The following is a 24,018-nucleotide window of genomic DNA, read 5'->3' as shown; positions in this document are numbered from 1 at the left end:
TCCCTAATAGCCATTTGGGAAAACCAAAGTGAACCACAGTTCACTGGCCGAAGGCCCATTATAAGCGCTTTTTTCCTCACATGGCTATATTCCCTAATAGCCATTTGGGAAAACCAAAGTGAACCACAGTTCACTGGCCGAAGGCCCATTATAAGCGCTTTTTTCCTAAAATGGCTAAATTTCCTAATAGCCATTTTAGGAAAACCAAAGTGAACCACAGTTCACTGGCCGAAGGCCCGTTATAAGCGCTTTTTTCCTCACATGGCTATATTCCCTAATAGCCATGTGAGGAAAAAAAATGGACAAGGGAACGAAGGCCCTTGTCCATTCACAAATAATTATATATCAGTGGGATCCGGGAGTTTTGGCTATTTTCTCTCCGGTTCACCCACTCTTATTTAACCCTTTCTACATATTCACCCGTCTTGGTGTTGATACGGATCATTTCCCCTTCGTTTACGAACAAAGGAACGTTTACCGTAGCTCCGGTCTCGATCTTGGCAGGTTTGAGGGTACGGGTTGCCGTATCTCCTTTCATTCCGGGTTCGGAATAGGTGACCAATACTACGATCTTATCCGGCAATTCCACGCTCATAGGAAGATCGGTCTCCGTATTGATCAGAACGGAAACATCCTGGGCTTCCTTCAAAAATTGCGGGGCATCGATCAGGCGCTCCTCTACAGAGATCTGTTCGAAGGTCTCGCTATCCATAAAGCTGTAACCGGTATCGTCTTTATAAAGATATTGATAAGCCTTTCTTTCCACGCGGACAGGGTGGATGCTATCCCCGCTGTTCCAGGTCTTTTCAATAGAACGGGCATTATCGACTCCCTTTAATTTAGCCCAAACTTTTGCAGCAGCGCGGGCAGTTTTATTCTCCCCGAATTCAATGATAGTATATAAACTACCCTCCAATTTAATGATCATGCCACGACTGATATCTGATGTACTTGCCATAGACCCAAAGGATTTAAATATGCAATTTGATTCTTTTGCCAGAAACCGGCAGGAACCGGCAAAGGCGGGGGCAAATCTACGTCAAAATCAGCAGTTGGCAAATACTTACTGAAATGGCTAATCCAGTCCCCTGATTTCTAACATAATGGTGTTATTTGGGTAGAATTACAGAAAGTTTGTCCCGTAAATCGTCTCCCCTCAAATCCTTTCCAATAATTGTTCCATTTGGGGCGATAAGAAAATTGGCAGGATAGTAGTCTATGCCATAAATCAACGCGGCTTTGTTATACCTTCCCTTCAAATCACTCACATTTTCCCATGGTATATTGTCCCGATGGACAGCATCGAGCCACCATTTCCTATCCGTTTCACCGGAAACGCCCAATATGTCAAAACCTTTATCTTTAAATTCATGGTATATCTTTACCAGAGCAGGGTTTTCTTCCCGGCATGGCCGGCACCAGGAACCCCAAAAATCCAATAAAACATATTTGTTTCTATAGTCCGACAAGGAAACATCTTTCCCGTTAATGTCAGGCAGGGTGAAGTCTGTAAATTTATCACCGACTTTTATGTTTTTATTCAATGAGAGATATTGGTAAATAATTTTCCCAAATTCGGATTGTTTCACTTTTTCAGAAAACCCGTCATATAAAAGCCTTGTTGTGTCCCTTCCCCATTTCCTACAATATACTTTCAACGTAGATCCACTGATTAAGGAATTAGGATGACTTTTTATGTAGGCGATATTTTCTTTTTCATCCTGGTTAGGATTTGCCCGCAGGATAGACGCTAACCGATTACTTTCATCCTGCATGGAAGAACCTGTAATAACAGCACTATAGAAATCTCCTTTTTTGGCATTGAAATGAATGACACCGCTTTCCATCCAAAATACCTTAAGGTCCCCCTGAATCATTAGCCCGACAGATTGATAATCTTTATTGATTGAACCTTTAAAAACAAATTTTCCGTTAATGACCTGGGCTGAATCCATAAAGACATTCTCTTCTGTTGAGAAGTCATACAACCCTATGTAAGCACTGTCTTTAAACCCTGATAGGTTGCCGATTATTTCAAATTTTCCATTTTGGATGGGTGCAAAGGAAATAGTCGTAATGTAAGACGTCAATAACAAAAAAGAAAGTATTCTATTCATTTTTAAAAAATTTGGGGCGTCCGGACATTTTACTTTCCTTACCAAACTATGTTTTGATTTCTGCTTAGTTCACATTTTCCCGGGGGTTATTCTTTTTTTATATCCGACAAAATGAGCGTATCGGACTTAATGCCGATTTTATTCTCATCTTTATTAAGGACAAGCACTTTTATCTGATTCTTATCCGTTTTTATCTGGTCCTTGTTCTCTTTTATCTGAACTTTATTTATTACATCGATATGGATCACATTTTTATCTTTTGTCGTGATGGCGATGACCCCATTTGCGCCTTTTGCACCAAATAGCCGGATGGCCTCGTCGCCTTTGACTACCTCAACAGACTCCATATCTGTTTCGGAAATAGAAGTTGCAGACCAGTTTTCCGGCATTGGATCTCCATTGACGATATAGAGCCGACGGAGGGTATCGGAACGAAGAGCAACTCCAGTCAGGGATAAGTTTTTGTTTTTGTTTCCTTGCGTTTTAGTCCCTTTTTGTCCGTCACTCCGGAGTTCGTCATTCTGACCTCCGTCGCCATGCTGGTCGGCGGGCTGCTTTTCAGCGCGCTGGTGTTCGGCGTCCTTTGGCCTGGCGCCAGAACTTTGAGGTAGCGTATCTGAACGCAGGATTTGGTTCGGGAAAGGAGCATTGCCCTCATACCTATCCTGGAAGGCAAGTAAAAGGACGGCAAGCAGGGGAAAAAGAAAAAGGAATTTTACCAGATGCAACCTGGTGCTTTTTATTCTGTTCATCATGATAATACGTTTTTTGAGTGAGGAAAAATTAAAATTATTAGCCAGCTTATACCGGGATTCCCCGATTACTTTTAATAGATGGTACTGATATCCCTTCCTATCCAGCCCTTTTTCAACCACCTTATGATCGGCGATGAATTCGAGGTTTTGCCGGATGGAATAACGGATCAGCCAGGCAAAAGGATTATACCAGTTGACTATACAAATCAATTCCGCGAGCAAAATATCAGCACTGTGTTTCTGCCGGATATGCACATATTCATGAAGTATGATGGTCGACCACTCTTCCTCCGTATGTTGTTTTTGATTAATATAAATGGAATTACCAAAAGAGAAAGGAAGGATCGGTTCGTTCACCTGGTAGATCCTCATATCCGTCTGCCGGATCAGTATGGCCCTGCTTCGGATCTTACGCAGAGACACCCAACGGGTTAGCAGTCTGAGCAGCAGGACCAGGGAACCCAGGGCGAGCGTTGCTATTATAATATTCCAGTGCCGGAGTGTGAAGAACCCATTGAGAGATAAAGAAACAGGAATTCCCCCTTTTTCGAAAACCGGTAAATATTGGATCATGGGTAATCCATGAAAAGGACTTTTTTCAATGACTGGCCCTATATTAATGAGCGGAATAAAAAAGGATAAAAGAGAATATCCCAGCAGGAACCAGCGGTTCCAGTTATAAAAAGTAAGCCTTCGCAGGAACAACTGATAAAATAGCCAGACGAGAGACAAACTAATCGATAATTTCAGGAAATATAGAATCGGAGCAGGCATGCAGTTTATCATTTATGAGGTGACGATCGTTCTATCAATTCAATAATCTCTTTCAGTTCCCTGGCGCTCAGCTTTTTTTCTTCCACGAAAAAATTCACGAGATCTTTATAAGAATTATCAAAATAGTCCTTCACAAAACCGTTCATAAATTTTTTCTTATACTCGTCTTCGGTTATCAGCGCTTTGTACAGATAGGAATTCCCGATAAGCCGGCTCCCCAGGTACCCTTTTTTTTCAAGGTTCTTGATGGTTGAGGCCAGCGTGGTATAGGGAGCCCGGGGCTCGTCCATATTTTCCAGAAAGAGCTTTACATTGCCTTCTCCGGTTTTCCATACAGCCTGCATGGCTTCCTCTTCTTGTTTGCTTAATTTTTCCATAATCTACGATCTTTTCGTAAATCTACGAACATTTCGTAATAAACCAATAAAATCTTACTTTTAACGTTAACTATTTTTTTTCGTCCGGATTCTGTTAACTGCCTATTTTTGGTTTTGATTTATCCTCAACTATTTATCATTGAAAAATTCAAAGGTGACATGCGGAGCATACCTGAACACCTTAAAAAGACAATTATGAACCTGTGTAAAAAAGCTATTCTGTCCGTATTCGCAATCGTTTCCTGTAGTTTTTTACCGGCCCTGGCGCAACAAATACCCGCTCAGCAAGCCCCTGCCCAATCACAACAACAACCGGATTCGGCCCCTTATCTCCGCTTCCCTACCATTCCCCCCTTCCATCTGTTAAAACTGGACAGCACTACCTATCTGACCAAAGAAGATCTGAAAAAACACCGGCCAACCCTGGTCATGTTTTTCAGCCCGGACTGCGATCATTGCAAACATCAGACGGAGTCTATTCTTTCGGTATACAATAAATTCAAGGACATCGAGATCGTAATGGCTACCTACCAGCCATTCGGCGAATTAAAGGAGTTCAATACCCATTATCGTCTTTTTGAACATCCCAACTTCAGACTGGGAAGAGACGAGAAATTTTTTCTGGTCCCTTTTTACAGGATACGTAATTTACCCTATCTGGCTTTATATGACAAAAAGGGCAACCTGATCACCACTTTTGAGGGCACTCAAAAGATAGATACGGTTTTGAAAGCCTTCAAAACAGCTTTTAAACAAAAAGACCAAGAGAAATAATGCTTTATCTTTGCCCCGCCCAATTAATTTAATCATTTAACTTTTTAAAAAAATAACAGATGAAAGTAACGGTTGTAGGCGCTGGCGCTGTAGGTGCTACCTGTGCCGATAATATAGCCCGCGCGGCATTAACGCAGGAATTGGTCCTGCTGGATATCAAGGAAGGGTTAGCCGAAGGAAAAGCCCAGGACATGATGCAGACTGCTGCTTTATTGGGCTTCGACACCCGGATCACCGGAAGCACCAACGATTATTCCAAAACCGCAGGAAGTGATGTGGTAGTAATAACCTCAGGCCTGCCACGCAAACCCGGTATGACCCGTGAAGAACTGATCGGGACCAATGCGGGTATCGTGAAAGGAGTAGCAGAGAATATCTTAAAATATTCTCCCGATGCCATCATCATTATCATCAGCAACCCGATGGATACGATGACCTATCTGGCCCTTACAGCCACGGGTTTGCCAAAGAACCGTATCATTGGAATGGGCGGGACCCTCGATAGTGCCAGATTCAAATACCAGTTAAGCCAGCACCTGGGAGCAAGTCCGGCCGATCTGAATGCCGTAGTCGTGGGTGGTCATGGTGACACCACGATGATCCCGCTGATCCGTTTGGCTACCTGGAACAGTGCCCCGGTAACAAAATTTCTGAGCGAAGACCAGCAGAAGCAGATCGTAGCAGATACCATGGTTGGTGGCGCTACCCTGACCAAACTGATCGGAACTTCGGCCTGGTATGCTCCCGGAGCTGCCGGAGCTGCCCTGGTAGCAAGTATTTTACGGGATGAGAAAAAATTATTCACCTGCTGCGTATCGTTGAACGGCGAATACGGGCAAAAAGATATCTGTCTGGGCGTACCCGTAATCATTGGCCGCAACGGCTGGGAAAAGATCCTGGATTTTGGCCTGAACGGCGAAGAACAGGCCCTGTTCAACAAAAGTGCTGAAGCCGTACGCAGCATGAATGATGTGTTGAAGACTTTATAAGCACCTTCAAAATTTTGTCAGAGGGATGAACCGGGATGGTTCATCCCTCTTTCTTTTTGCCCAAACGGACATATATATTATCCACCAAACTATCCATCCGGATCATTTCCATACATTTAAAATGTCCTTTGGGGCATTTCTTATAACCGATCTTGGAGCAGGGCCGGCAGCTCAATCCTTTTATCTCTACCAGGTCAAAAGGCAGATTGGACGCCTTCTTTTCCGCTGCAGCCGGCAGTTGCGCATATTTACGGGCATAGTTCTCTCCATAATAAGGGGTCATCCCGAACTCCGGTACAGTATTGCCCCAGATGGAAATAACAGGACGTTTAAAAGCAGCGGCAATATGCATAAGGCCGGTGTCATGTGTTACGATCAATTTTGCTTTTTTGACCAGGTCGGCCGATTCATTCAGATTGAACCTGCCACAGGCATTGTATATTTTGAACGGGTCGATGGCTGCCAGTTGTCCGGCAATAGTTGCATCTTCCGGTCCCCCTAGAAGAATAATGGGATGCTGAATAGAAGCGCAAAGTTCGGTCAATTTATGCAGCGGCAATTTTTTAGTGGCCAATGCGGCGCCAATCACCAAACCCACATACCCTGCCTGATGCGAAGTAGGGATATCGGACATTTTTATTTCGTCCTTGGCGGGTATAAAATAATCCAGGCCTGAACCATCGTTTTTTACGCCAAATTCTCTGACCGTATCCAGATACCGGTCTACGATATGCCGGTCAGGCATCCTGTTCCATTTAAAGGTCGTGTACCACCATTTTTCTATATTCAGTTTTGAAAAGGAAAATGTTTTTTTTCCCAGCGCCCTTTTTACTTTCAGGGTTCTCAGATTATGGTGGAGATCGATCACGTAATCAAAATCCTCCCTTCGCAATTCGTCCATCAAGCCTTCAAGGTCATCCTTAAGATAATGTAGTTTATCGATATACGGATTAGCCGACAGGATCGGAGAAAAGGAGGATTTGGTCAGAAAATGGATCTCTGCCGTGGCCACTTGTTTCTTCAGACACCGGATTACGGGCGTCGTCAGTACAATATCCCCGATGGAACTGAAACGTATAATGAGAAATTTCATGGAGCAAAAATGCGATTAATATTCCTATTGTTATTGCTCGATATAATCCAGATCCTTCCCAAAAGTCTCTTCGGTCAATTTCAATGCAATAAATGCAATAGTAAATACCACGATGCCTGTGATCCATCCGCTTTTTACATAATCACCGGTAGTGCCTTGCAGATAAACGAATAACAGAGAGACCAGGTTCAAAGATCCTCTGGCCATATTCGGAACGGTGGTCGCGACGGTAGCCCGGATATTCGTTCCGAACTGTTCGGCAGCCATCGTGACAAAGATCGCCCAGAATCCGGTACCAAAACCAAGGAACACACAGACGAGGTAGACCATATTGGAGTTCTGCCCCTGTAAGTTAAAGTAGGCGATAACGGCCAGAACGGTAATGATATGGAAAAGCCAAAGGGCTTTTTTGCGGCTTTTCATCCATTGACTGATAAACCCGATGGCAATATCCCCGATGGATATGGCAGCATAGGCAAACATAATCGCCCTGCCCGGATCGACGGCTCCCTGTATATTCATCTTTATGGCGAACTCCTTGGAAAAAGTGATCAGGATCCCGATCACATACCAATTCGGCAAAGCGATCAGAATAGCAGTCAGGTATTTTTTCAATCGCCGTCCATTCGTGAAAAGCATAAAAAAATCACCCTTTTTGACCTTGTCGCTTTGCTCGATATTTTTGAACATTCCGGATTCCAGTACACCTACCCGGAGGAACAATAAAAGAAAACCCAGGCCGCCGCCGATAAAATAACAGGTGCGCCAGCCTTCTCCGTCGGCTCCGACAAATTGCACCCGGATAAAATAGCCAAATACGGCTCCGCTCAACCCTATTCCTGCCACCAGGGAAGTCGCTATTCCCCTTTTTTCCTTTGGTAATAGCTCGCTGACCAGGGTGATCCCCGCCCCAAGCTCACCGGCCAGTCCAAGACCCGTGATAAAACGCACAAGGGCATATTGGCCTGTCGTATGCACGAAGCCGTTGGCTATGCTTCCGAGGGAATAAAGGATGATAGAAGCGAATAAGACCTTCAACCTGCCTTTTTTATCTCCGAGGACTCCCCAGATAATACCACCTATCAGCAGTCCAAGCATCTGAATATTGATGATGTGCAAACCTTCCCTGGCAACCTGCTCTGCGTTTAATCCCATTGTTTTTAAAGAAGGAATACGGATTATACTGAAAAGTAACAGATCATATACATCCACAAAATAACCTAAGGCACCGACTATAACGGCCAGATTAAAAACCGAATGATTTTTCTGCTCCATACCTGTCTAATGATTTTATTGGGTTTTAGGGAAGGGTGCTCTTTAAGTTTAATGCTTTTTCTTTCCGAAAAACAGCTTGTAAATTACCGGCAGCGTGGTTATCAGCACAATTCCGATCACGATCACTTCCAGATGTTTCTTTAGATCGAATCCGAATTTGACCATAAAGAACTTAGCCAGATAATGACCTGCAAACAACATGGTAAAAACCCAGGCCAGACAGCCTATGATATTATAATAGGTGAATTTCTTTTTGTCCATCCCTACAATCCCGCCGACAATAGGAGCAAAGGTTCTTATGATAGGCAGAAAACGGGCAAAAACGATTGCCTGCCCACCGTGTTTGTCATAAAATTCTTTGGCCTGAAACAAATATTTTTTCTTGAACAGAAAACTATCCTTCCGGTGAAAAAGAAAAGGGCCGCTTTTCCGTCCAAACCAATATCCAAGGGTATTGCCAATTATCCCACAAACCGAGACCAATATAAATAGGATAAGCAGATCCAGGAAATCGCTTCCCGTTCCACCCGGCAGAAGGCTCCCGATTAATTTCTCGCTGAAAATGCCTGCAACGAATAAAAGGCTGTCTCCTGGCAAAAAAAATCCGATCATCAGACCGGTCTCTGCAAACACTATGAACAACAACATCCATAAACCGCCATTATTAATATAGAACTCGGGGTTCAGCAGATCTTTCCAGGTAATCGTTAATAATTCAATCATATTATTTAGCTATAACTTTTATACTTATATATTTCCCTCAACCACTTATATATTCCCTTCAACAGCCCGGGGTGCCAGCTCCCCTTCCCAATGGCTAACTACGACTGCCGCAATACTGTTACCTAATACATTTGTGGCGCTCCTGGCCATATCCAGCACCTGGTCGATTCCCAGCAACAGGAGTAATCCTTCCTGGGGTATATTAAAAAGGGACAAAGTGCCTGCGATCACTACCAAAGAAGCCCTTGGAACACCGGCGATCCCCTTACTGGTCAGCATTAATACCAGGAGCATGGATACTTCCTGCCCCATAGTCAGCGGTATACCGTATGCCTGTGCAATAAAAAGAGAAGCAAAGGTCATATAGAGCATGCTGCCATCCAGGTTAAATGAATAACCCAGCGGTAATACGAAACTGACAATCTTCGGCGGACAACCGAATTTTTCCAGTTCGACGATCAGATTGGGAAATGCAGCCTCGGAACTGGCCGTGCTAAAAGCCAGTAAGATCATATCCTTAACACAAATGGCCAGGCTAATGACCCTCCTACCTACAAATATAGAGGCGATAAGCAGTAATATCAACCACAGACCAAGAATACTCAGATAAAAACTCAGAATAAATTTGCCATAGGTAAATAATAACTCCGGTCCTTTCTGGGCCAATACCGAGGCAATAGCGGCAAGGGCGGCAAGTGGAGCAAAGTACATCACATACCCCGTTACCTTCAGGATGACATGCGCCACCGCATCGAGTCCTTTTATAACGATCTTACCCTGTTCTCCTATTGAAGCCGTGGCAATGCCAAAAAAGATGGCAAATATGACGATCTGTAGGATCTCATTATTAGCCATCGCCTCGAAGATACTCTTCGGGAAAACATGGGTTATAAAATTTGAAAAGGAAAGATTGGATTGTTCCAGGCCCGTTTTGGCCCCGGAAGGAGGCAGCGGAAGATTCAATGATGTCCCTAATTGCAAGGCGTTCATAAGGACCAGGCCAAGGATCAGGGACAACAAGGAGGCGCCCATGAACCAAAGCAGGGTTTTCCCTCCTATCCTTCCAACAGCTTTGACATCACCCAATTTGGCAATCCCAACGACGAGGGTGGAAAAAACCAGCGGAGCGATGATCATTTTGATCAACCGCAGGAATACATCAGTTATGACGGAAATTCCTCCGGAGAAACTTACGATTGTTGGAGGACTGGCATTGTAATGAACCAGTAATCCGATGACCACACCGGCCATCATAGCAATTAATATCCAACCCGTAAGACCGATTTTTTTCATAAACGCCAGGTAATAATCAGGAATAATCCTGTAAAAAACCCGAAAAATATTGACTTGGCAAAACTTTAGTGCCATTATTCCCCTGACTACAAAAGAATTGTATTGAGTATTGAATATTTGTTTATTTTACGACCTTAATAATAAATTAACCCTAATTTATTGCTTAAAAACAACTAACTATTAATCAATTTTCAATTTGATCACTTTATGAGTCTATTCAGAAAGAAATCCATGGATTCCCTAATGCTGCAAGCGGGGGATTCGGAAAAAGGCCTGAAAAGAACCCTGGGCGCCGGGAGTTTGATCGCCCTGGGCATTGGTGCCATTATCGGCGCCGGGCTGTTCGTAAGGACCGCTATGGCAGCTGGCGAGCACGCAGGACCTGCCGTGACCCTTTCCTTTATCATAGCTGCAGTTGGTTGCGCCTTTGCAGGACTTTGTTATGCGGAATTCGCCTCCATGATCCCTATTGCAGGCAGCGCCTATACATACGCTTATGCCACGATGGGAGAATTGATAGCCTGGGTGATCGGCTGGGCCCTGATCCTGGAATATGCCCTGGGCGCCGCAACTGTATCCATATCCTGGAGTGAATATCTCAATAATTTGCTGGGGGGGGCGATACCCTTTGAATGGTGCCATTCCCCCTTCGAACAGATCCTGGATGCCAATAATGTGATGCATCACGGCATCATTAACGCTCCGGCCCTGTTCATACTATTCTTATTGTCCCTGCTGCTGATAAAAGGGACACAGGAATCTGCCTCTGTCAATGCCGTCATCGTATTTATCAAAGTGGCGATCGTCCTGGTGTTTATTGCAGTGGGCTGGCATTTTATCAACCCGGCCAATCATCATCCTTATCTTATCCCTGCAGATGCACCGCCGGCGTTGCTCAGGGATGGTTCCTTTTACAGTTATACCAACTTTTTCAGACATGGCTGGGGGGGAGTAATGACGGGAGCGGGAGTTGTATTTTTTGCCTTTATCGGCTTCGATGCGGTGTCCACGGCCGCTCAGGAGGCGAAGAATCCCAGTAAAGATATGCCCATCGGCATATTGGGATCCCTGATCATCTGTACGATCCTGTATATTCTTTTTTCCTGGGTTCTGACCGGTGTTGCTCCATATACCGACTTCATCAAAGCAGGTAAGGAAGCTTCTGTTTCTTATGCAATCGAAACTTATATGCATGGCTATGGCTGGCTGTCCAAACTGGTCGGCATTGCCATCCTGGCAGGATTCTCTTCTGTGATCCTGGTGATGCTCCTTGGCCAGAGCCGTGTTTTTTATACAATGGCCTCCGATGGCCTCCTGCCCAAGGTCTTCTGTGACCTGCACCCCAAATTTCGTACCCCCTACAAGTCGAATATGATCCTCTTCGTTTTCGTAGGCCTGTTTGCCGCTTTTATACCGGGCAGCGTGGCCGGTAATCTGACAAGCATCGGCACCCTGTTCGCCTTTGTACTGGTCTGTGTGGGGATATGGATCCTGCGGCGCAATGATCCGGGTCGGCCTCGTCCATTCAGGACGCCCCTGGTTCCGCTGGTTCCTATTTTAGGTATACTCGTCTGTTCCGCCATGATCATTTCACTCGATAATACCACTTTACTAAGTGCATTTATCTGGATGATCGTAGGCCTGTTGGTGTATTTCGGTTACAGTAAGAAGAACAGCAAGCTCAAATCATAATAAGTCATTCAGCGTACCCGGCCATTTTTGCCGGATATTCTTCCTGAAAAGCGGCCGCCCCGGTAAATTTTCCACTGAGGCGGCCGCTTTTGTTTTGTTACAAAGACGACTTGCGCTACATTTGTTCCCCTGATAAAAGCAATCATAGACCGTTCAAAAGCTATTATTGGTGTTCATAATGCAATATTCTTAAAAGAGATAAACGAATCATATGGGTCGCATATTTGAAGTACGGAAGCACACGATGTTTGCCCGCTGGGACAGAATGGCCAAACAATTCACCCGCATCGGGAAGGAAATTGCCATTGCCGTAAAGGCGGGCGGACCGGATACTGCCACCAATCCTGCTTTGCGTCGTTGTTTTCAGAATGCCAAGAGTGTGAACATGCCTAAGGACAGGGTGGAAGCGGCCATCAAAAGAGCAATGGGCAAGGACATGACCAATTATGAGGAGATCCTCTATGAAGGTTATGGACCGCATGGCGTGGCTATCCTGGTAGAAACTGCTACCGACAATCATGTACGAACCGTGGCGAATGTAAAATCGCATTTCAATAAAGGCGGAGGTACCTTAGGAAACAGCGGCAGTGTAAGCTTCCAGTTTACCAAATTAGGAGTATTCAATTTAAATCCTGAAGGCCTGAGCGTGGATGACATGGAATTGGAACTGATCGATTTTGGCCTGGAGGAAATGGGAGAAGGAAAAGGGGAGAATGGAGAGCCGATCCTGGTCCTTCGGTCTGCATTCGGTGATTTTGGGAATATGCAGAAAGCACTGGAAGAAAAAGGAATTACGCCCATCAGCGTAGAGCTGGAATGGATCCCGAACACAACCGTTGAGCTTTCGGAAGAACAGGCCCTGGAAGTTTTGAAGCTGGTGGACAAACTGGAGCAGGATGAAGACGTGCAAAAAGTCTTTCACAATTTGAAATAATGGATACTCTCCCGTCAATGACCATCTTGTTCGACGGGGTTTGCAATCTCTGCAATGGCAGTGTACAATTTATACTGAAAAGGGACAAATCTGGGCGTTTCCGGTTTGCTTCCCTGCAAAGCGATGCAGGCCAGGCCATCCTGCAAAAATTCGGATTACCCCCCAGTCATCTTAATTCCTTCATTTTAATTGAAAACGAAAAGGTGTACACCCGTTCTTTAGCGGCGTTGCGCGTGTTGGAACACCTTGGAGGCGGTTGGTCCCTATTTTACTCTCTCAGGATCATTCCTGCCTTCATCCGGGATGGAATCTATAATTGGGTTTCCCGCAACCGGTACCGGTGGTTCGGCAAACAGGAAAGTTGCCTTCTGCCTAAACCTGAATGGAAAGACAGGTTTTTGTAACCCCCGGCCAATTTATTTACTCCCACACCAGGTGGCTGGAAGGTACTACTCCGCCATCATTGCCCTGACTGTATCGATGATCTGTTCCGCATTAGGTTTGCTGAAATAGTCTCCGTCGCTGGCATAAGCCGGCCTGTGAGCCTTCGCAGTAAGGGTCCTTGGCGCTGTGTCCAGCCATTTATACCCTCCGTGTTCTTCCATGACCTTATTGAACATATAACCGGCAGCACCACCGGGAACATCCTCGTCCACGAAAAGAATGCGGCTGGTCTTTTTCAACGATTCCAGAATACCGTGATGGATATCGAAAGGAAGTAAAGTCTGTACGTCTATAACCTCACAGCTGACATTTTCCTGTTCCAGAGTCTGGGCAGCCTCCTGTACGATCCGTAAGGTAGCCCCATAGGAAACGATCGTTATGTCCTCACCTTCTTTTATCACTTCGGGAACACCAAGCGGCACAAAAAAATCAAGGAGATTGGAGGGCAATCTTTCCTTAAGACGATACCCATTCAGGCACTCGATCATAAGCGCCGGATCAGCTCCCCGTAATAAAGTATTGTACATGCCGGCGGCCTGGACCATATTGCGTGGAACGCATACGTGAAGCCCCCGGAGGGAATTGATAATCATACCCATTGGCGATCCGCTATGCCAGATCCCTTCCAGGCGGTGTCCGCGGGTACGCACGATCAGGGGCGCTGTTTGTTTACCGGCAGTACGGTATTGAAGGGACGCCAGGTCATCGCTCAGGGGTTCCAGTCCGTATAATAAATAATCCAGGTATTGAATTTCAGCGATCGGGCGCAAACCACGGAAAGCCATCCCGATCCCCTGCCCCATGATGGTCAGTTCCCGGATGCCTGTATCGAATATACGGCTGGCCCCATGTTTGGCCTGAAGACCGGCGAATCCCTGGTTGACATCCCCGATCAGACCAAGATCCTCACCGAATGCCAGCACCTTGGGGTTATGCGTAAAAAGCTCGTCAAAATACTTATTCAGGATTTCATATCCATTGATCATCGGGGCATCCTCAGCATAATCAGCTTTAACCTCGGCCACCTGCAAAATATTTTTTGCACCCTCATGATATAAATGTGTATTATAAAGAGAGGCGTTTTCTTTTTTCAGATCCTGGTAATAATCCTTTGTATTTTCTGCAGAGTAACTATCACGTGCTAAACTTAGCGCCTGATGAAGGGTACGAAGCACTTCCTTGCGTCCCGGCTCCCGGGTGGCGGCCAGTTCTGAAGCAAGCTTCTGTAATTCCTCCATTTGATCCGGCAGATGGTTGCTCATTTCCCGGATCAGATCGACTGAACGGGCTACCTGCCGTTTGATCGGGGCCTGGTATTTTTCCCAGGCAAGATTGCGGGCATTACGGATATGTTCTTTGGCCTCGATCTCAATATCGTTCAATTCATCGTCGGATGCCAACGCATTATCAACGATCCATTCTTTCATTTTTTTGATCCCGTCCCACTCCCTTTCCCATTCCAGCCGCTCGGGTGTTTTGTACCGTTCATGACTACCTGAAGTAGAATGGCCCTGCGGCTGGGTTACTTCTTCGACATGGAACAGCACCGGGGTATGGGTCTGGCGGGCGGCCCGGATACCGGCTTCGAATGTTTCGCACATCCCTGCATAATCCCAGGCCTTTACCTTATAGATCTCGATGCCATTCGTGCCTTCTTTTTTCTGGAAGCCTTTTAATGCCTCGGAAATGGATCCTTTGGTAGTCTGGTACTTACGGGGCACGGAAATTCCATATCCGTCGTCCCATACAAAGATCGCCAGGGGCACCTGCAGTACGCCTGCGGCATTCAGGGTTTCCCAGAAATGGCCTTCACTGGTGGAAGCATCGCCTATCGTACAAAAACAAACCTCATTACCATTATTGGATAACTGATCGAAAGATTTAAGTACGTCTACCTCCCGGAAAGCCTTGGAAGCGTAGGCCAGCCCTAAGGCTTTCGGCATCTGAGCTGCAGTGGGCGCCAATCCGGCAGTAAGATTTTTTCTGTTCACCAGGTCCAGGGGCTCACCGTCCGTATCGACAAAAGCTGTGGCAAAATGTGAATTCATCTGCCTGCCTGCACTATGCGGGTCATTATTGATATCCGGATCTGCATATAATTGGGAAAAAAACTCCTCTATGGTAGCAGCCCCGGAAGCAAAGGCGAAAGTCTGGTCCCGGTAATAACCGGCATAAAAATCTCCGGGTTTGAAAAATTTGGCCATGGCTACCTGGGGAACTTCCTTACCATCACCGAATATGCCGAATTTGGCTTTGCCGGTCAATACCTCCTTACGCCCCAAAAGGCTGGCTTCCCGGCTTTCACAAGCATTCCGGTAATCCTTCAATACCTCTTCCCGAAACCGGTCAAAGGATAATTTTTCCAGGTCAATGACTTCATCAGGAGCTAGATTTTCCATACGGTAAATTTGAAAGGCAAAACAAAACCAAACATCAAAATTAGGAATATCTTACTAACCGTCCGCCACCTATCCTATTATTTCGTCCGTCCGGCCCGCTATTTCGTCCCAAAATCTCTCAAAATCTCTTCAATTAGGAATATGGGAAAAGAATGTCTTTAAAATATAATCTTTTCCCGTTTCCTCATAATAATTGTGAGCTTCAGCCTTAGGGCTGAGCTCACGAACCGGGTTCCGCCCGGTTTTTTGCCTTTCGGCAAAAAAACTTCTTTTCCGGGCCTTTCCGGCCAGCGGTCCATGTTTCCGCTTATAGTAAAAAAATAAAATACCCAAATAATTTATTGGACAAACTGACGTTTTGTACGTAATTTTATCATCACTTAACAAGGCCCAAACTATGAAAAAAACAGCAATTGTTATTGCACTTTTTATCACCATTCTTTCCAGTAAAGCGCAGACGGTAAATAATAACGGCATCCCTCTTCCCAAGGCTCCTGAAGTGCTGAAACTGAAAGAAAGCGAGCATAACTTCGGCAAGATTCCCCAGGGTAGACCGGCTGTCTATATCTTTGATATCGTGAACACCGGAACTACCCCTTTAAAACTGGATAATGTTCAGGCATCCTGTGGTTGTACCACCCCGGAATGGAGTCGGGAAGCTATCGAACCCGGGGCTACGGCAAAGATCAAAGTTGGTTATAATGCCTATGCCGACGGCCCTTTTACCAAGACAGTGACGGTTGTTTATAATACGAACCTGACCAAAACACTGACTATCTCCGGAGAAGTCTATAAAGCTCCGGCCAGTTCCGCGCCGGAAAATGCCCCGGTACAATTTTTAAAGCAAACGAATTAGTAAAACATACAAACAGTAAAATATACAAACCGGTAAACTTTCAAACTGAAAACAAACTATAATCATACAAACTGATAAACCATGAAGAAAGCAATATTATTAGCCAGTGCCTTTATCCTCTCCGTCAATCTTTTCGCACAAGCTCAGCAAAAGAAAGCGGAAGATGTTATCAAATTCAAGGAATTAGCCTATGATTTCGGCAAGATCAAACAGGGCACTCCCGTTACTCATGATTTTGGATTTACCAATGTCAGCGATGCGCCTGTGATCATCGAATCTGCTACTCCTTCCTGTGGCTGTACAACTCCCGTTAAACCCGAAGGAGCCGTTGGCAAAGGTAAAAATGACAAGATCGGCGCCGGTTTTAATGCCGCTGCTGCGGGCCCGTTCAATAAAAGCATTACCATCAAGGTTGCCGGAATCGATATGCCGGTTCAATTAAAAATCACCGGAGAGGTATTGACGGCAGACGCTTACGCCAAATACGAAAAAGAAAAAGAAACCAAACCCGGCAAATCAGGTCACTAAAAACAAATTGGACCAACCTGGCTCAAGGGCTTACGAATCAGGAATAATAATGGACCAGAAAATTTTATAGTAGAACCCCTTCCCATCTTTGGAAGGGGTTTTTTCTTTTTTTCGTTCTGATAAAGGCGCTTTGTATTTTTGTACCATGTTAACAATCAGCCACCGCGGACAACAAATGCCCGCTTCGCCTATCCGGAAACTAGTTCCCTATGCCGAAGCCGCCAAAAAAAGAGGAGTCAAAGTTTACCATCTGAATATCGGACAACCCGATATCGAGACCCCCAAAATGGCCCTGGACGCCGTACGTCATTTTGACTTCAAGGTGTTAGAGTATAGCCATAGCGCAGGAAATGAAAGTTACCGCAGAAAACTGTCCACGTATTATAAAAAGGCCGGGATCGATGTGGATTATAACCAGATCCTCGTAACGACCGGCGGTTCGGAAGCCATCCTGTTCGGCTTTATGAGTTGCCTGGATGCAGGGGATGAGTTGATCATTCCCGAGCCGTTTTATGCCAACTATAATGGTTTTGCCGTGGCAGCCGGTGTTGTGGTCAAACCCCTTACCTCTTATATAGAAAACGGTTTCGCATTGCCTCCGGTGGCTGAATTTGAAAAGCTGATCACCCCCCGGACCAAGGGTATTGTTATTTGCAATCCCAATAATCCAACCGGTTACCTGTACAGCCAGGAAGAAATGGATACGATCAAACAACTGATCATTAAATATGATCTCTACCTTTTTGCCGATGAAGCATACCGGGACTTCTGCTACAGCGGTCAGCATATCAGCGCTATGAGTCTGAAAGGCGCCGAAGATCGCGTCATTCTGGTAGACACCATATCAAAACGATATAGTGCCTGCGGGGGCCGGATAGGCGCATTGGTGACCCGCAACCAGGCTGTTCTGGATACCGTAATGAAATTTGCCCAGGCAAGACTAAGCCCTCCCTCCTTTGCCCAGATCCTGGGAGAGGCGGCAACCGAATTGCCTGACGATTACTTCGATTCGACCAAAGCGGAATATCTCAAACGGCGGGACGTGCTGGTAAGCAGGCTCAATAAGATTCCCGGTGTTTTCTGCCCGAATCCCGGCGGCGCCTTTTATGCCATGGCCAGTCTCCCGGTAGATGACTCGGATGTTTTCTGTCAATGGCTGTTGGAATCTTTTTCTTACGAGAACCAGACCGTAATGCTCGCGCCAGCTGGTGGGTTTTATGGAACCAAGGGCCTGGGGAAAAAAGAAGTGCGTCTGGCATACGTTTTGAATACTGCTTCCCTGGAGAAAGCCATGGATTGCCTGGAAAAAGCCCTGGAGCAATATCCTGGCCGAACAGTTTAATTTGGTTAGCATGGAGTAAACAATGGCCAGATTTTGTCCGGAATTGCAAATAGTCATATTAAATTTAATAACAATAATTTAATGAATTTTTCAAAAACAAGCAAAATTGACCAAAAAATACCTTTTTTGGCCTTAAAGAACCACAAATAACATATTAATTTTATAAAATATATTTAGTTTTTAATGTTAATTTTAAGTTTTTTTGAAAATGTTGATAAGAAAATTTCTTTTGAATCCAATAATTTCCGAAATTGCACTCAGAACGGTAGATAATCAGGGAAGAATTGAAGAAGAATTGAAGAGTTAGAAAAAAGGATTTAGCAAATAGAAAATCCTTGACGAGAAGTGAAAAAGGAAAGTAAACTGATCCCCGTTCGATAAAAATTCGATTTTACGTTTTTTTCATATGGCAAGCAATCGTTAGACGGCCTTCTGTTTCCACAGAGGGCCTTTTTTTATGCAACAAATCCCTCATTTACAAGATTTCATTTCAACTTTTAACTGCTTTTCTCTACATTTGCAGCCCGTTTGCCACCTTGCTTACTTTTTGGGTGTGCTTACAGGGAATAAAACCAACATTCGGCGCGATAGCTCAGTTGGTTAGAGCACAGGATTCATAACCCTGAGGTCTCGGGTTCAAATCCCGATCGCGCTACAAATACCCATAATAATTTGACCTTCAATTTATTATGGGTATTTTTCATCAGCCGCCAAGTCGAGTAACGTCGACAGACCAGGTGGATTGCAAATTTTTTTTATTGTATCTTTATAACGCGTATAAAATCGCCTGATATGATACTCCTTCCTTTAGGGCTTGTCCCCATTTTTATCATCTACACTTTGTACAGGCTACTCATAGCAAGGGATGCAAAAAAACACCAGTTTGAATTGGTCCTTGGCTCGGTCTTCACTTTGATATGGGGAGTGATTTATTTTATCATCCTTATATAAGACGACTGATTTCATGTTGATGATGTCTGATAAAGACATCCACTACAAGGATATCTTTTATGTTCAGGTTCAATAATTCGACCTGTCTTTGCGATGCATGCAACATCAGCATTTTTTTCGCACCCTTAATAGCGACAGCATAGTTTGTCCAATCAACTACAACCATCTATACAATCCACAAGATCAGGTTATGAAAATATTGCTTTTAACATGCTTCTTTAGTATCACATTAATGTCCCTGAGGGCACAACAGAATAATTCGGTCGTCATTGGCAAAATAGACAGCATCAATTCAAAATTTATAAATGAACAACGAAAAATTTGGATACATGTACCTGAATCCGCACGAGATGTTCATTCGAAAAAAAAGTACCCGGTTATTTACCTGTTGGATGGCGATTGGAATTTCACAGGGGTAGTGGGCATGATAGACTTGCTGGGCTCGATTAATGGTAATACCTATTGCCCGGAGATGATTGTGGTGGGGATACCTAACACAGACCGGCTAAGGGACCTGACCCCAACCTATGTAACCGATGGCCTGTGGATCGACAGCAGTACTTCCAGGAGGTCTGGTGGCGGTGAAGCATTTATGTCATTTCTCGAAAAAGAACTGATACCCCATATTGATTCGCTGTACCCAACTACCCCTTACCGCATGCTGATTGGGCATTCCTTGGGCGGGTTGACTGTAATTAACACCCTTGTACACCATAAGACCCTGTTCAGGAGCTATGTTGCCATTGATCCGAGCATGTGGTGGGATAGACAGAGGCTTTTGCGGGAAACAGGACAAATTTTACAAACAACTTCATACGCCGGAATATCCTTGTTTTTGGGCATGGCCAATACTCTGCCTCGCGGGATGGATACGGCGACGGTGCAAAGCGACACCAGTGATGGCACCATCCATCCCCGATCAATACTTCAATTGCGCAGATATCTTATGGGCAACAGCCAAAATGGCTTGCAAGCCAATTATAAATATTATAATGAAGACACCCATTCTTCAGTTCCCTTAATTGCCACTTATGACGCTTTGCATTTTATTTTTAAAGACTATCAATTAATTCTTCAGGACAGCTACTTTGCCGATTCTACGTTCAAATTCACTTCATTTCTTAAAGAGCATTATGAAAACATAACTTTGAAATATGGCATAACGTCAGAAGAGGGACGCACATTGTTGCCCCCGGAAGGCTTGGTCAGCGGGTTAGGTTATCAGCTTTTATATAAAAAGCAGTTTACCAGAGCAGAAGAGTTGTTTAAACTGAATGTAAACAACTACCCCGAGAGCTTAGAGGTGTATGACGCCCTTGGCGACCTGTATACGACCAGGGGCGATAAAGCAAATGCGATAGCGAGCTATAAAAAATCTTTATCCTTAAAAGAAACTGCGGAAACAAAGAAGAAATTAGAGAACCTGGAGGGAAAGTAATCAACCGCGGCCCCTATTGCATTATTCCCCTTATAGTTTGACTTTTGCATAATTAAATGCATTTTATATAATATCCATATTATTACCAATACCCGTTCGGTAAATCGCTAAATGCTGGTAGATAAAGTAGGAACTAGTTAGTCAATTATCCCGTTCTGGCTACCAAGCCCCATAGTAATTTGATTATCAAATAACTATGGGGCTTTCAATCTCCCTGCCTCCATTTTAAGCAGTTAACTTCACCCTGCCGTTGGTTAAGCCAGCCCCCCGGTTATAAAATCCTCCTGAACAAAGTCGATTTACCACCTATATTTATACGTGTGGGCTCTAAAGGCAATTCAATCACGTAAAAAAAATACAAGATGGAAGAAAGGAGAAATTTTAATACTGCGATGGCTCCGCGAATGAGCCAGGCTTTCCCTCAAGCAGTAATTGCCGAAAAATTCATTTTCTTATCCGGTACTCCCGGTTTCGATCTCCAATCCGGCAAAATCATTAGTGATGATTTTGAAGATCAAACCAGGCAATGTTTCCAAAATATCAAAATCATTTTAGAAGAAGCAGGAAGCAGTATAAACAAAGTCATAAAGACAACAATATTCATGGTAACCGGAAATGATTTTACTGTCTTAAATAAGGTCTATACCGAGTTTTTTCCTGAAAACCCGCCGGCACGAAGTGTGCCTCAAGTGATGCCTTTTCCAGCCGGGATCTTAATTTCAGTAGAATGTATTGCTCTTCAGTAAGAAAGATTACAGCACGCCCTCCACTTTACTCTTTGCCGATCAGGTTTACCCTTCCTTTAAAGCTATAACCGGCCTGATCAAAGAAGATCTTATAACCTGTACCCCAATAGCAAATAATGCGGTTACCAGGGATACCAGGGCAGCCCCGATAAAATAAAGAGGGCTGAGATCGATCCGATAGGCATAATTATCAAGCCAGGATCTTGTCATCCAATAACTCAACGGCAATCCTATGACGATCGACAACAAAACGGTCTTAGCAAAATCAGTCGAAAGCAGATAGACGATATTGTACTCGCTGGCCCCTAATATCTTCCGCATGCCAATCTCTTTGACCCTCCGTTCGGCAGTGAAAGCCGCCAGACCGAATAATCCCAGGCAGGACAACAAGATCGCCAAACCTGCAAAATACCAGGAAAGCTTGGCAACAAGCTTCTCAGAAACATATTGCTTTTGATAATCGTAGTCCAGAAATTCATAATCAAATGAAAAACCGGGATTGAAAGTCTTATAAAAATTCTTTATCCCCCGAACTGTCTCGCGCTCCTTTCCTTTGGCCAACCTGGCCATGACCAATAGGGTGGACGAAGGCTCCAGCCGGAAGATGAATGGCCTGACCTCTTCATGCAGGGAATTAAAGTGAAAGTCCCGGGTCACCCCAATGATTCGTTTCTCCTGACCAAACACCTTTATCACTTTACCGATCGGATCGGAAATACCCATGATCTTTATCGCCGCTTCATTTAAAACAACACTGGCAGAATCAGCAGCGAACTGCCTGGAAAAAGTCCTTCCAGCCGCCATTTTTATACCCAAAGTCTCTATCAGCTCATAATTAACAGGCATTTGATTGAACCGTATCTTACCGTCTATATTCTTTCCATCCCAATACACCCCTGGCAGCGGCGTAAAGGTTGGCAAAACAATCGAATTCATGATACTGGACGTCCGGACAACACCCGGTATGCGTCCCAATTCAGAAAGAAAAGTTTCCAAATTGGTAGACACCTTCCCCTCCATCTCAAAATAAATAACATTCTCTTTATCATAACCAAGACTCTTATTCTGAACAAGCTTTATCTGATTATACACTACGATGACGGAAACAATAAAAATAAGTGACAATGCAAACTGCAGGACTACCAGGCCTTTCCGTACGAATAACTCATTAATGCCTGAAGACATACTGAACTTCCCTTTCAACGTAATTGCGGGTTTGAAACCAGAAAGATACAAGGCAGGATAACAACCTGCGATAACCCCGGTAAATAGGGCAATACCGACGATCGGCAAACCATGGCTGGCGACAAGACTTAATGTAAGATGTTTCCCCGTGATTTCATTGAACTTCGACAGAAAAACACTTACAAGCACAAGTGCAAAGACAAGGGACAGAAGGCTCATCAAAACCGACTCCCCCATGAATTGAAAAATAAGGACACGCCTGTTTGCCCCCAGCGCTTTCTTTAAACCAACTTCCTTCATTCTACCAGTCACTTTCGCCGTAGATAAATTCATGAAGTTTATACAGGCAATGAGCAAAATAAAACAGGCTATGATTGAAAAAAGCCTTACATATTCGATCCTTCCCCCTACCTGAATTCCATTCTCATATTTGCCATACAGATAGCCGTCCGAGTATTTCCTCAAAAAAAGAATCGCAGGCGTTTTGTAGAGTTTGACATCAGATAAATTTGTTAGCTTATCATTAAACGCTTTTATATCCGTATGATCTCTCAAGACAAGGAAAGTAGTGAAAGGGCCGGTGGTCGGACCACTGGTGCTATTTTCCCCAGGCGCCATTATATCCTTCCATGAATCGAGAGATAATACGAAGTCAAGTTGATAGGTGGAGTTTGACGGAAAATTGTTGACCACTCCGGTAATGGTGACCTGTTTTGAAATAGATGCCCATTCCCATTCGATCGTTTTACCGACAACATCCTCCATCGTATTGAATAATTTTTCAGCCAGCCCCCTGGAGATCACGATCGAATTTTTATCCGTCAATACGCTATTCTTATTGCCTTGCAGCAATTCATAGGAAAACACATTGAAATAATCCTTACCGACAAAATTGCCTATCGCGCCCAAAGTGCTGTTCCGATAGTTGATATTAAATTTCCGAAACCAGTTAGAGGGCGTGGTCGTTACAGCGTATTCCACCTCGGGGAGGTCATTTTTTACGATCTCACCAAAAAGGCCGCTTGTTCCATCCGAGGTATTGATCCGATCACCCTGGCGTTCATTTACCATTACCTGGTAAAGACGGCTGTCATAGTGGTGGAATTTGTCAAAACCCAATTCGTCGCTAATCCATAAATAAATCAATAGAGCGCAGGCCAGACCAGCGGAAAGGCCAATTAGATTGATAACAAAAGTGGATTTATACCTTCTATAATTCCTAAAAAGGATTTGGAAATTGTGCCTGTACATTTAATCTTTTATACGGTTAAGCCCAGTTGAACTAACTCAAATCACTAATATGGATGCAAAAACCACAAGATTCCATATATCG

The 24,018-nt window shown here is 44.4% G+C and carries 20 protein-coding genes and 1 tRNA gene; 11 read left to right on the top strand and 10 right to left on the bottom strand.

Going from position 1 to position 24,018, the window contains the following annotated elements:
• Window positions 1–394: 394 nt before the first annotated feature.
• The 4 genes from efp to ACX0G9_RS14870 form a co-directional block, all read right to left on the bottom strand.
• Window positions 395–958 carry an elongation factor P gene (efp, locus tag ACX0G9_RS14885; RefSeq protein ID WP_459065716.1) on the bottom strand — a complete coding sequence of 188 codons (564 nt, stop codon included), beginning with the start codon at window positions 956–958 and terminating at the stop codon, window positions 395–397.
• 151 nt (window positions 959–1,109) lie between these two features.
• A complete protein-coding gene (locus ACX0G9_RS14880) occupies window positions 1,110–2,117 on the bottom strand; it encodes a redoxin domain-containing protein (protein WP_459065715.1) in 1,008 nt (335 codons plus the stop codon).
• Between the two features lie 86 nt (window positions 2,118–2,203).
• Window positions 2,204–3,646 carry a M56 family metallopeptidase gene (locus ACX0G9_RS14875; protein ID WP_459065714.1) on the bottom strand — a complete coding sequence of 481 codons (1,443 nt, stop codon included), beginning with the start codon at window positions 3,644–3,646 and terminating at the stop codon, window positions 2,204–2,206.
• Window positions 3,647–3,654: 8 nt separating this feature from the next.
• A complete protein-coding gene (locus ACX0G9_RS14870) occupies window positions 3,655–4,023 on the bottom strand; it encodes a BlaI/MecI/CopY family transcriptional regulator (protein ID WP_459065713.1) in 369 nt (122 codons plus the stop codon).
• A 195-nt stretch (window positions 4,024–4,218) separates the two neighbouring features.
• On the opposite strand from ACX0G9_RS14870, the gene ACX0G9_RS14865 reads away from it, so the two are divergent.
• Window positions 4,219–4,797 (top strand): TlpA family protein disulfide reductase, encoded by a 579-nt coding sequence (locus tag ACX0G9_RS14865; protein ID WP_459065712.1) that lies wholly within the window; start codon window positions 4,219–4,221, stop codon window positions 4,795–4,797.
• Window positions 4,798–4,856: 59 nt separating this feature from the next.
• Window positions 4,857–5,786 carry a malate dehydrogenase gene (locus ACX0G9_RS14860; protein ID WP_459065711.1) on the top strand — a complete coding sequence of 310 codons (930 nt, stop codon included), beginning with the start codon at window positions 4,857–4,859 and terminating at the stop codon, window positions 5,784–5,786.
• Window positions 5,787–5,826: 40 nt separating this feature from the next.
• Here the strand turns inward: ACX0G9_RS14860 and ACX0G9_RS14855 are convergent, their stop codons facing one another.
• Genes ACX0G9_RS14855 through ACX0G9_RS14840 form a run of 4 tightly spaced genes read right to left on the bottom strand, consistent with a single transcriptional unit; the run spans window position 5,827 to window position 10,170 of the window.
• Window positions 5,827–6,879: a glycosyltransferase family 9 protein gene (locus ACX0G9_RS14855; protein WP_459065710.1), complete on the bottom strand. Its 1,053-nt coding sequence runs from the start codon at window positions 6,877–6,879 to the stop codon at window positions 5,827–5,829.
• A 30-nt stretch (window positions 6,880–6,909) separates the two neighbouring features.
• Complete coding sequence (locus ACX0G9_RS14850; protein ID WP_459065709.1) at window positions 6,910–8,154, bottom strand: MFS transporter; 1,245 nt, start codon at window positions 8,152–8,154, stop codon at window positions 6,910–6,912.
• A gap of 48 nt (window positions 8,155–8,202) precedes the next feature.
• Complete coding sequence (locus tag ACX0G9_RS14845; protein ID WP_459065708.1) at window positions 8,203–8,877, bottom strand: DedA family protein; 675 nt, start codon at window positions 8,875–8,877, stop codon at window positions 8,203–8,205.
• A 45-nt stretch (window positions 8,878–8,922) separates the two neighbouring features.
• Window positions 8,923–10,170 (bottom strand): dicarboxylate/amino acid:cation symporter, encoded by a 1,248-nt coding sequence (locus ACX0G9_RS14840; protein WP_459065707.1) that lies wholly within the window; start codon window positions 10,168–10,170, stop codon window positions 8,923–8,925.
• Between the two features lie 207 nt (window positions 10,171–10,377).
• On the opposite strand from ACX0G9_RS14840, the gene ACX0G9_RS14835 reads away from it, so the two are divergent.
• The 3 genes from ACX0G9_RS14835 (at window position 10,378) to ACX0G9_RS14825 (ending at window position 13,200) form a co-directional block, all read left to right on the top strand.
• Window positions 10,378–11,862, top strand: a complete 1,485-nt coding sequence (locus ACX0G9_RS14835; protein WP_459065706.1) for an amino acid permease — start codon at window positions 10,378–10,380, stop codon at window positions 11,860–11,862.
• A gap of 211 nt (window positions 11,863–12,073) precedes the next feature.
• Window positions 12,074–12,796: a YebC/PmpR family DNA-binding transcriptional regulator gene (locus ACX0G9_RS14830; RefSeq protein ID WP_459065705.1), complete on the top strand. Its 723-nt coding sequence runs from the start codon at window positions 12,074–12,076 to the stop codon at window positions 12,794–12,796.
• Window positions 12,796–13,200, top strand: coding sequence for a thiol-disulfide oxidoreductase DCC family protein (locus ACX0G9_RS14825; RefSeq protein ID WP_459065704.1), 405 nt, complete (start codon window positions 12,796–12,798; stop codon window positions 13,198–13,200). Before ACX0G9_RS14830 ends, ACX0G9_RS14825 begins: the two co-directional genes overlap by 1 nt.
• A 45-nt stretch (window positions 13,201–13,245) precedes the next feature.
• Here ACX0G9_RS14825 and ACX0G9_RS14820 read toward each other — a convergent pair whose 3' ends face one another.
• Window positions 13,246–15,639, bottom strand: a complete 2,394-nt coding sequence (locus ACX0G9_RS14820; RefSeq protein WP_459065703.1) for an alpha-ketoacid dehydrogenase subunit alpha/beta — start codon at window positions 15,637–15,639, stop codon at window positions 13,246–13,248.
• A gap of 397 nt (window positions 15,640–16,036) precedes the next feature.
• On the opposite strand from ACX0G9_RS14820, the gene ACX0G9_RS14815 reads away from it, so the two are divergent.
• From ACX0G9_RS14815 to ACX0G9_RS14790, 6 genes are all read left to right on the top strand, one after another.
• Window positions 16,037–16,495, top strand: coding sequence for a DUF1573 domain-containing protein (locus tag ACX0G9_RS14815; protein ID WP_459065702.1), 459 nt, complete (start codon window positions 16,037–16,039; stop codon window positions 16,493–16,495).
• Window positions 16,496–16,576: 81 nt separating this feature from the next.
• Window positions 16,577–17,023, top strand: a complete 447-nt coding sequence (locus tag ACX0G9_RS14810; RefSeq protein WP_459065701.1) for a DUF1573 domain-containing protein — start codon at window positions 16,577–16,579, stop codon at window positions 17,021–17,023.
• A gap of 145 nt (window positions 17,024–17,168) precedes the next feature.
• The gene (locus tag ACX0G9_RS14805; protein ID WP_459065700.1) at window positions 17,169–18,365 is read left to right on the top strand and encodes a pyridoxal phosphate-dependent aminotransferase; all 1,197 of its coding nucleotides are present in this window, start codon (window positions 17,169–17,171) and stop codon (window positions 18,363–18,365) included.
• A 581-nt stretch (window positions 18,366–18,946) separates the two neighbouring features.
• Window positions 18,947–19,020: transfer RNA gene (locus tag ACX0G9_RS14800), tRNA-Met, on the top strand.
• A 486-nt stretch (window positions 19,021–19,506) separates the two neighbouring features.
• Window positions 19,507–20,754, top strand: a complete 1,248-nt coding sequence (locus ACX0G9_RS14795) for an alpha/beta hydrolase-fold protein (RefSeq protein ID WP_459065699.1) — start codon at window positions 19,507–19,509, stop codon at window positions 20,752–20,754.
• 362 nt (window positions 20,755–21,116) lie between these two features.
• The gene (locus tag ACX0G9_RS14790) at window positions 21,117–21,500 is read left to right on the top strand and encodes a RidA family protein (RefSeq protein ID WP_459065698.1); all 384 of its coding nucleotides are present in this window, start codon (window positions 21,117–21,119) and stop codon (window positions 21,498–21,500) included.
• Window positions 21,501–21,545: 45 nt separating this feature from the next.
• Here the strand turns inward: ACX0G9_RS14790 and ACX0G9_RS14785 are convergent, their stop codons facing one another.
• Window positions 21,546–23,936 carry an ABC transporter permease gene (locus ACX0G9_RS14785; RefSeq protein ID WP_459065697.1) on the bottom strand — a complete coding sequence of 797 codons (2,391 nt, stop codon included), beginning with the start codon at window positions 23,934–23,936 and terminating at the stop codon, window positions 21,546–21,548.
• Between the last annotated feature and the right edge of the window lie 82 nt (window positions 23,937–24,018).

Source organism: Flavitalea flava (assembly GCF_054461575.1).
The sequence above is the reverse complement of the archived record's forward strand: the minus strand, read 5'-3'. Positions and strand labels throughout refer to the sequence as shown.

Excerpts from the sequence above, each read along its gene's own strand:
- efp (WP_459065716.1), bottom strand. The coding sequence starts at position 958 with ATGGCAAGTACATCAGATATCAGTCGTGGCATGATCATTAAATTGGAG.
- ACX0G9_RS14880 (WP_459065715.1), bottom strand. The coding sequence starts at position 2,117 with ATGAATAGAATACTTTCTTTTTTGTTATTGACGTCTTACATTACGACT.
- ACX0G9_RS14875 (WP_459065714.1), bottom strand. The coding sequence starts at position 3,646 with ATGCCTGCTCCGATTCTATATTTCCTGAAATTATCGATTAGTTTGTCT.
- ACX0G9_RS14870 (WP_459065713.1), bottom strand. The coding sequence starts at position 4,023 with ATGGAAAAATTAAGCAAACAAGAAGAGGAAGCCATGCAGGCTGTATGG.
- ACX0G9_RS14865 (WP_459065712.1), top strand. The coding sequence starts at position 4,219 with ATGAACCTGTGTAAAAAAGCTATTCTGTCCGTATTCGCAATCGTTTCC.
- ACX0G9_RS14860 (WP_459065711.1), top strand. The coding sequence starts at position 4,857 with ATGAAAGTAACGGTTGTAGGCGCTGGCGCTGTAGGTGCTACCTGTGCC.
- ACX0G9_RS14855 (WP_459065710.1), bottom strand. The coding sequence starts at position 6,879 with ATGAAATTTCTCATTATACGTTTCAGTTCCATCGGGGATATTGTACTG.
- ACX0G9_RS14850 (WP_459065709.1), bottom strand. The coding sequence starts at position 8,154 with ATGGAGCAGAAAAATCATTCGGTTTTTAATCTGGCCGTTATAGTCGGT.
- ACX0G9_RS14845 (WP_459065708.1), bottom strand. The coding sequence starts at position 8,877 with ATGATTGAATTATTAACGATTACCTGGAAAGATCTGCTGAACCCCGAG.
- ACX0G9_RS14840 (WP_459065707.1), bottom strand. The coding sequence starts at position 10,170 with ATGAAAAAAATCGGTCTTACGGGTTGGATATTAATTGCTATGATGGCC.
- ACX0G9_RS14835 (WP_459065706.1), top strand. The coding sequence starts at position 10,378 with ATGAGTCTATTCAGAAAGAAATCCATGGATTCCCTAATGCTGCAAGCG.
- ACX0G9_RS14830 (WP_459065705.1), top strand. The coding sequence starts at position 12,074 with ATGGGTCGCATATTTGAAGTACGGAAGCACACGATGTTTGCCCGCTGG.
- ACX0G9_RS14825 (WP_459065704.1), top strand. The coding sequence starts at position 12,796 with ATGGATACTCTCCCGTCAATGACCATCTTGTTCGACGGGGTTTGCAAT.
- ACX0G9_RS14820 (WP_459065703.1), bottom strand. The coding sequence starts at position 15,639 with ATGGAAAATCTAGCTCCTGATGAAGTCATTGACCTGGAAAAATTATCC.
- ACX0G9_RS14815 (WP_459065702.1), top strand. The coding sequence starts at position 16,037 with ATGAAAAAAACAGCAATTGTTATTGCACTTTTTATCACCATTCTTTCC.
- ACX0G9_RS14810 (WP_459065701.1), top strand. The coding sequence starts at position 16,577 with ATGAAGAAAGCAATATTATTAGCCAGTGCCTTTATCCTCTCCGTCAAT.
- ACX0G9_RS14805 (WP_459065700.1), top strand. The coding sequence starts at position 17,169 with ATGTTAACAATCAGCCACCGCGGACAACAAATGCCCGCTTCGCCTATC.
- ACX0G9_RS14795 (WP_459065699.1), top strand. The coding sequence starts at position 19,507 with ATGAAAATATTGCTTTTAACATGCTTCTTTAGTATCACATTAATGTCC.
- ACX0G9_RS14790 (WP_459065698.1), top strand. The coding sequence starts at position 21,117 with ATGGAAGAAAGGAGAAATTTTAATACTGCGATGGCTCCGCGAATGAGC.
- ACX0G9_RS14785 (WP_459065697.1), bottom strand. The coding sequence starts at position 23,936 with ATGTACAGGCACAATTTCCAAATCCTTTTTAGGAATTATAGAAGGTAT.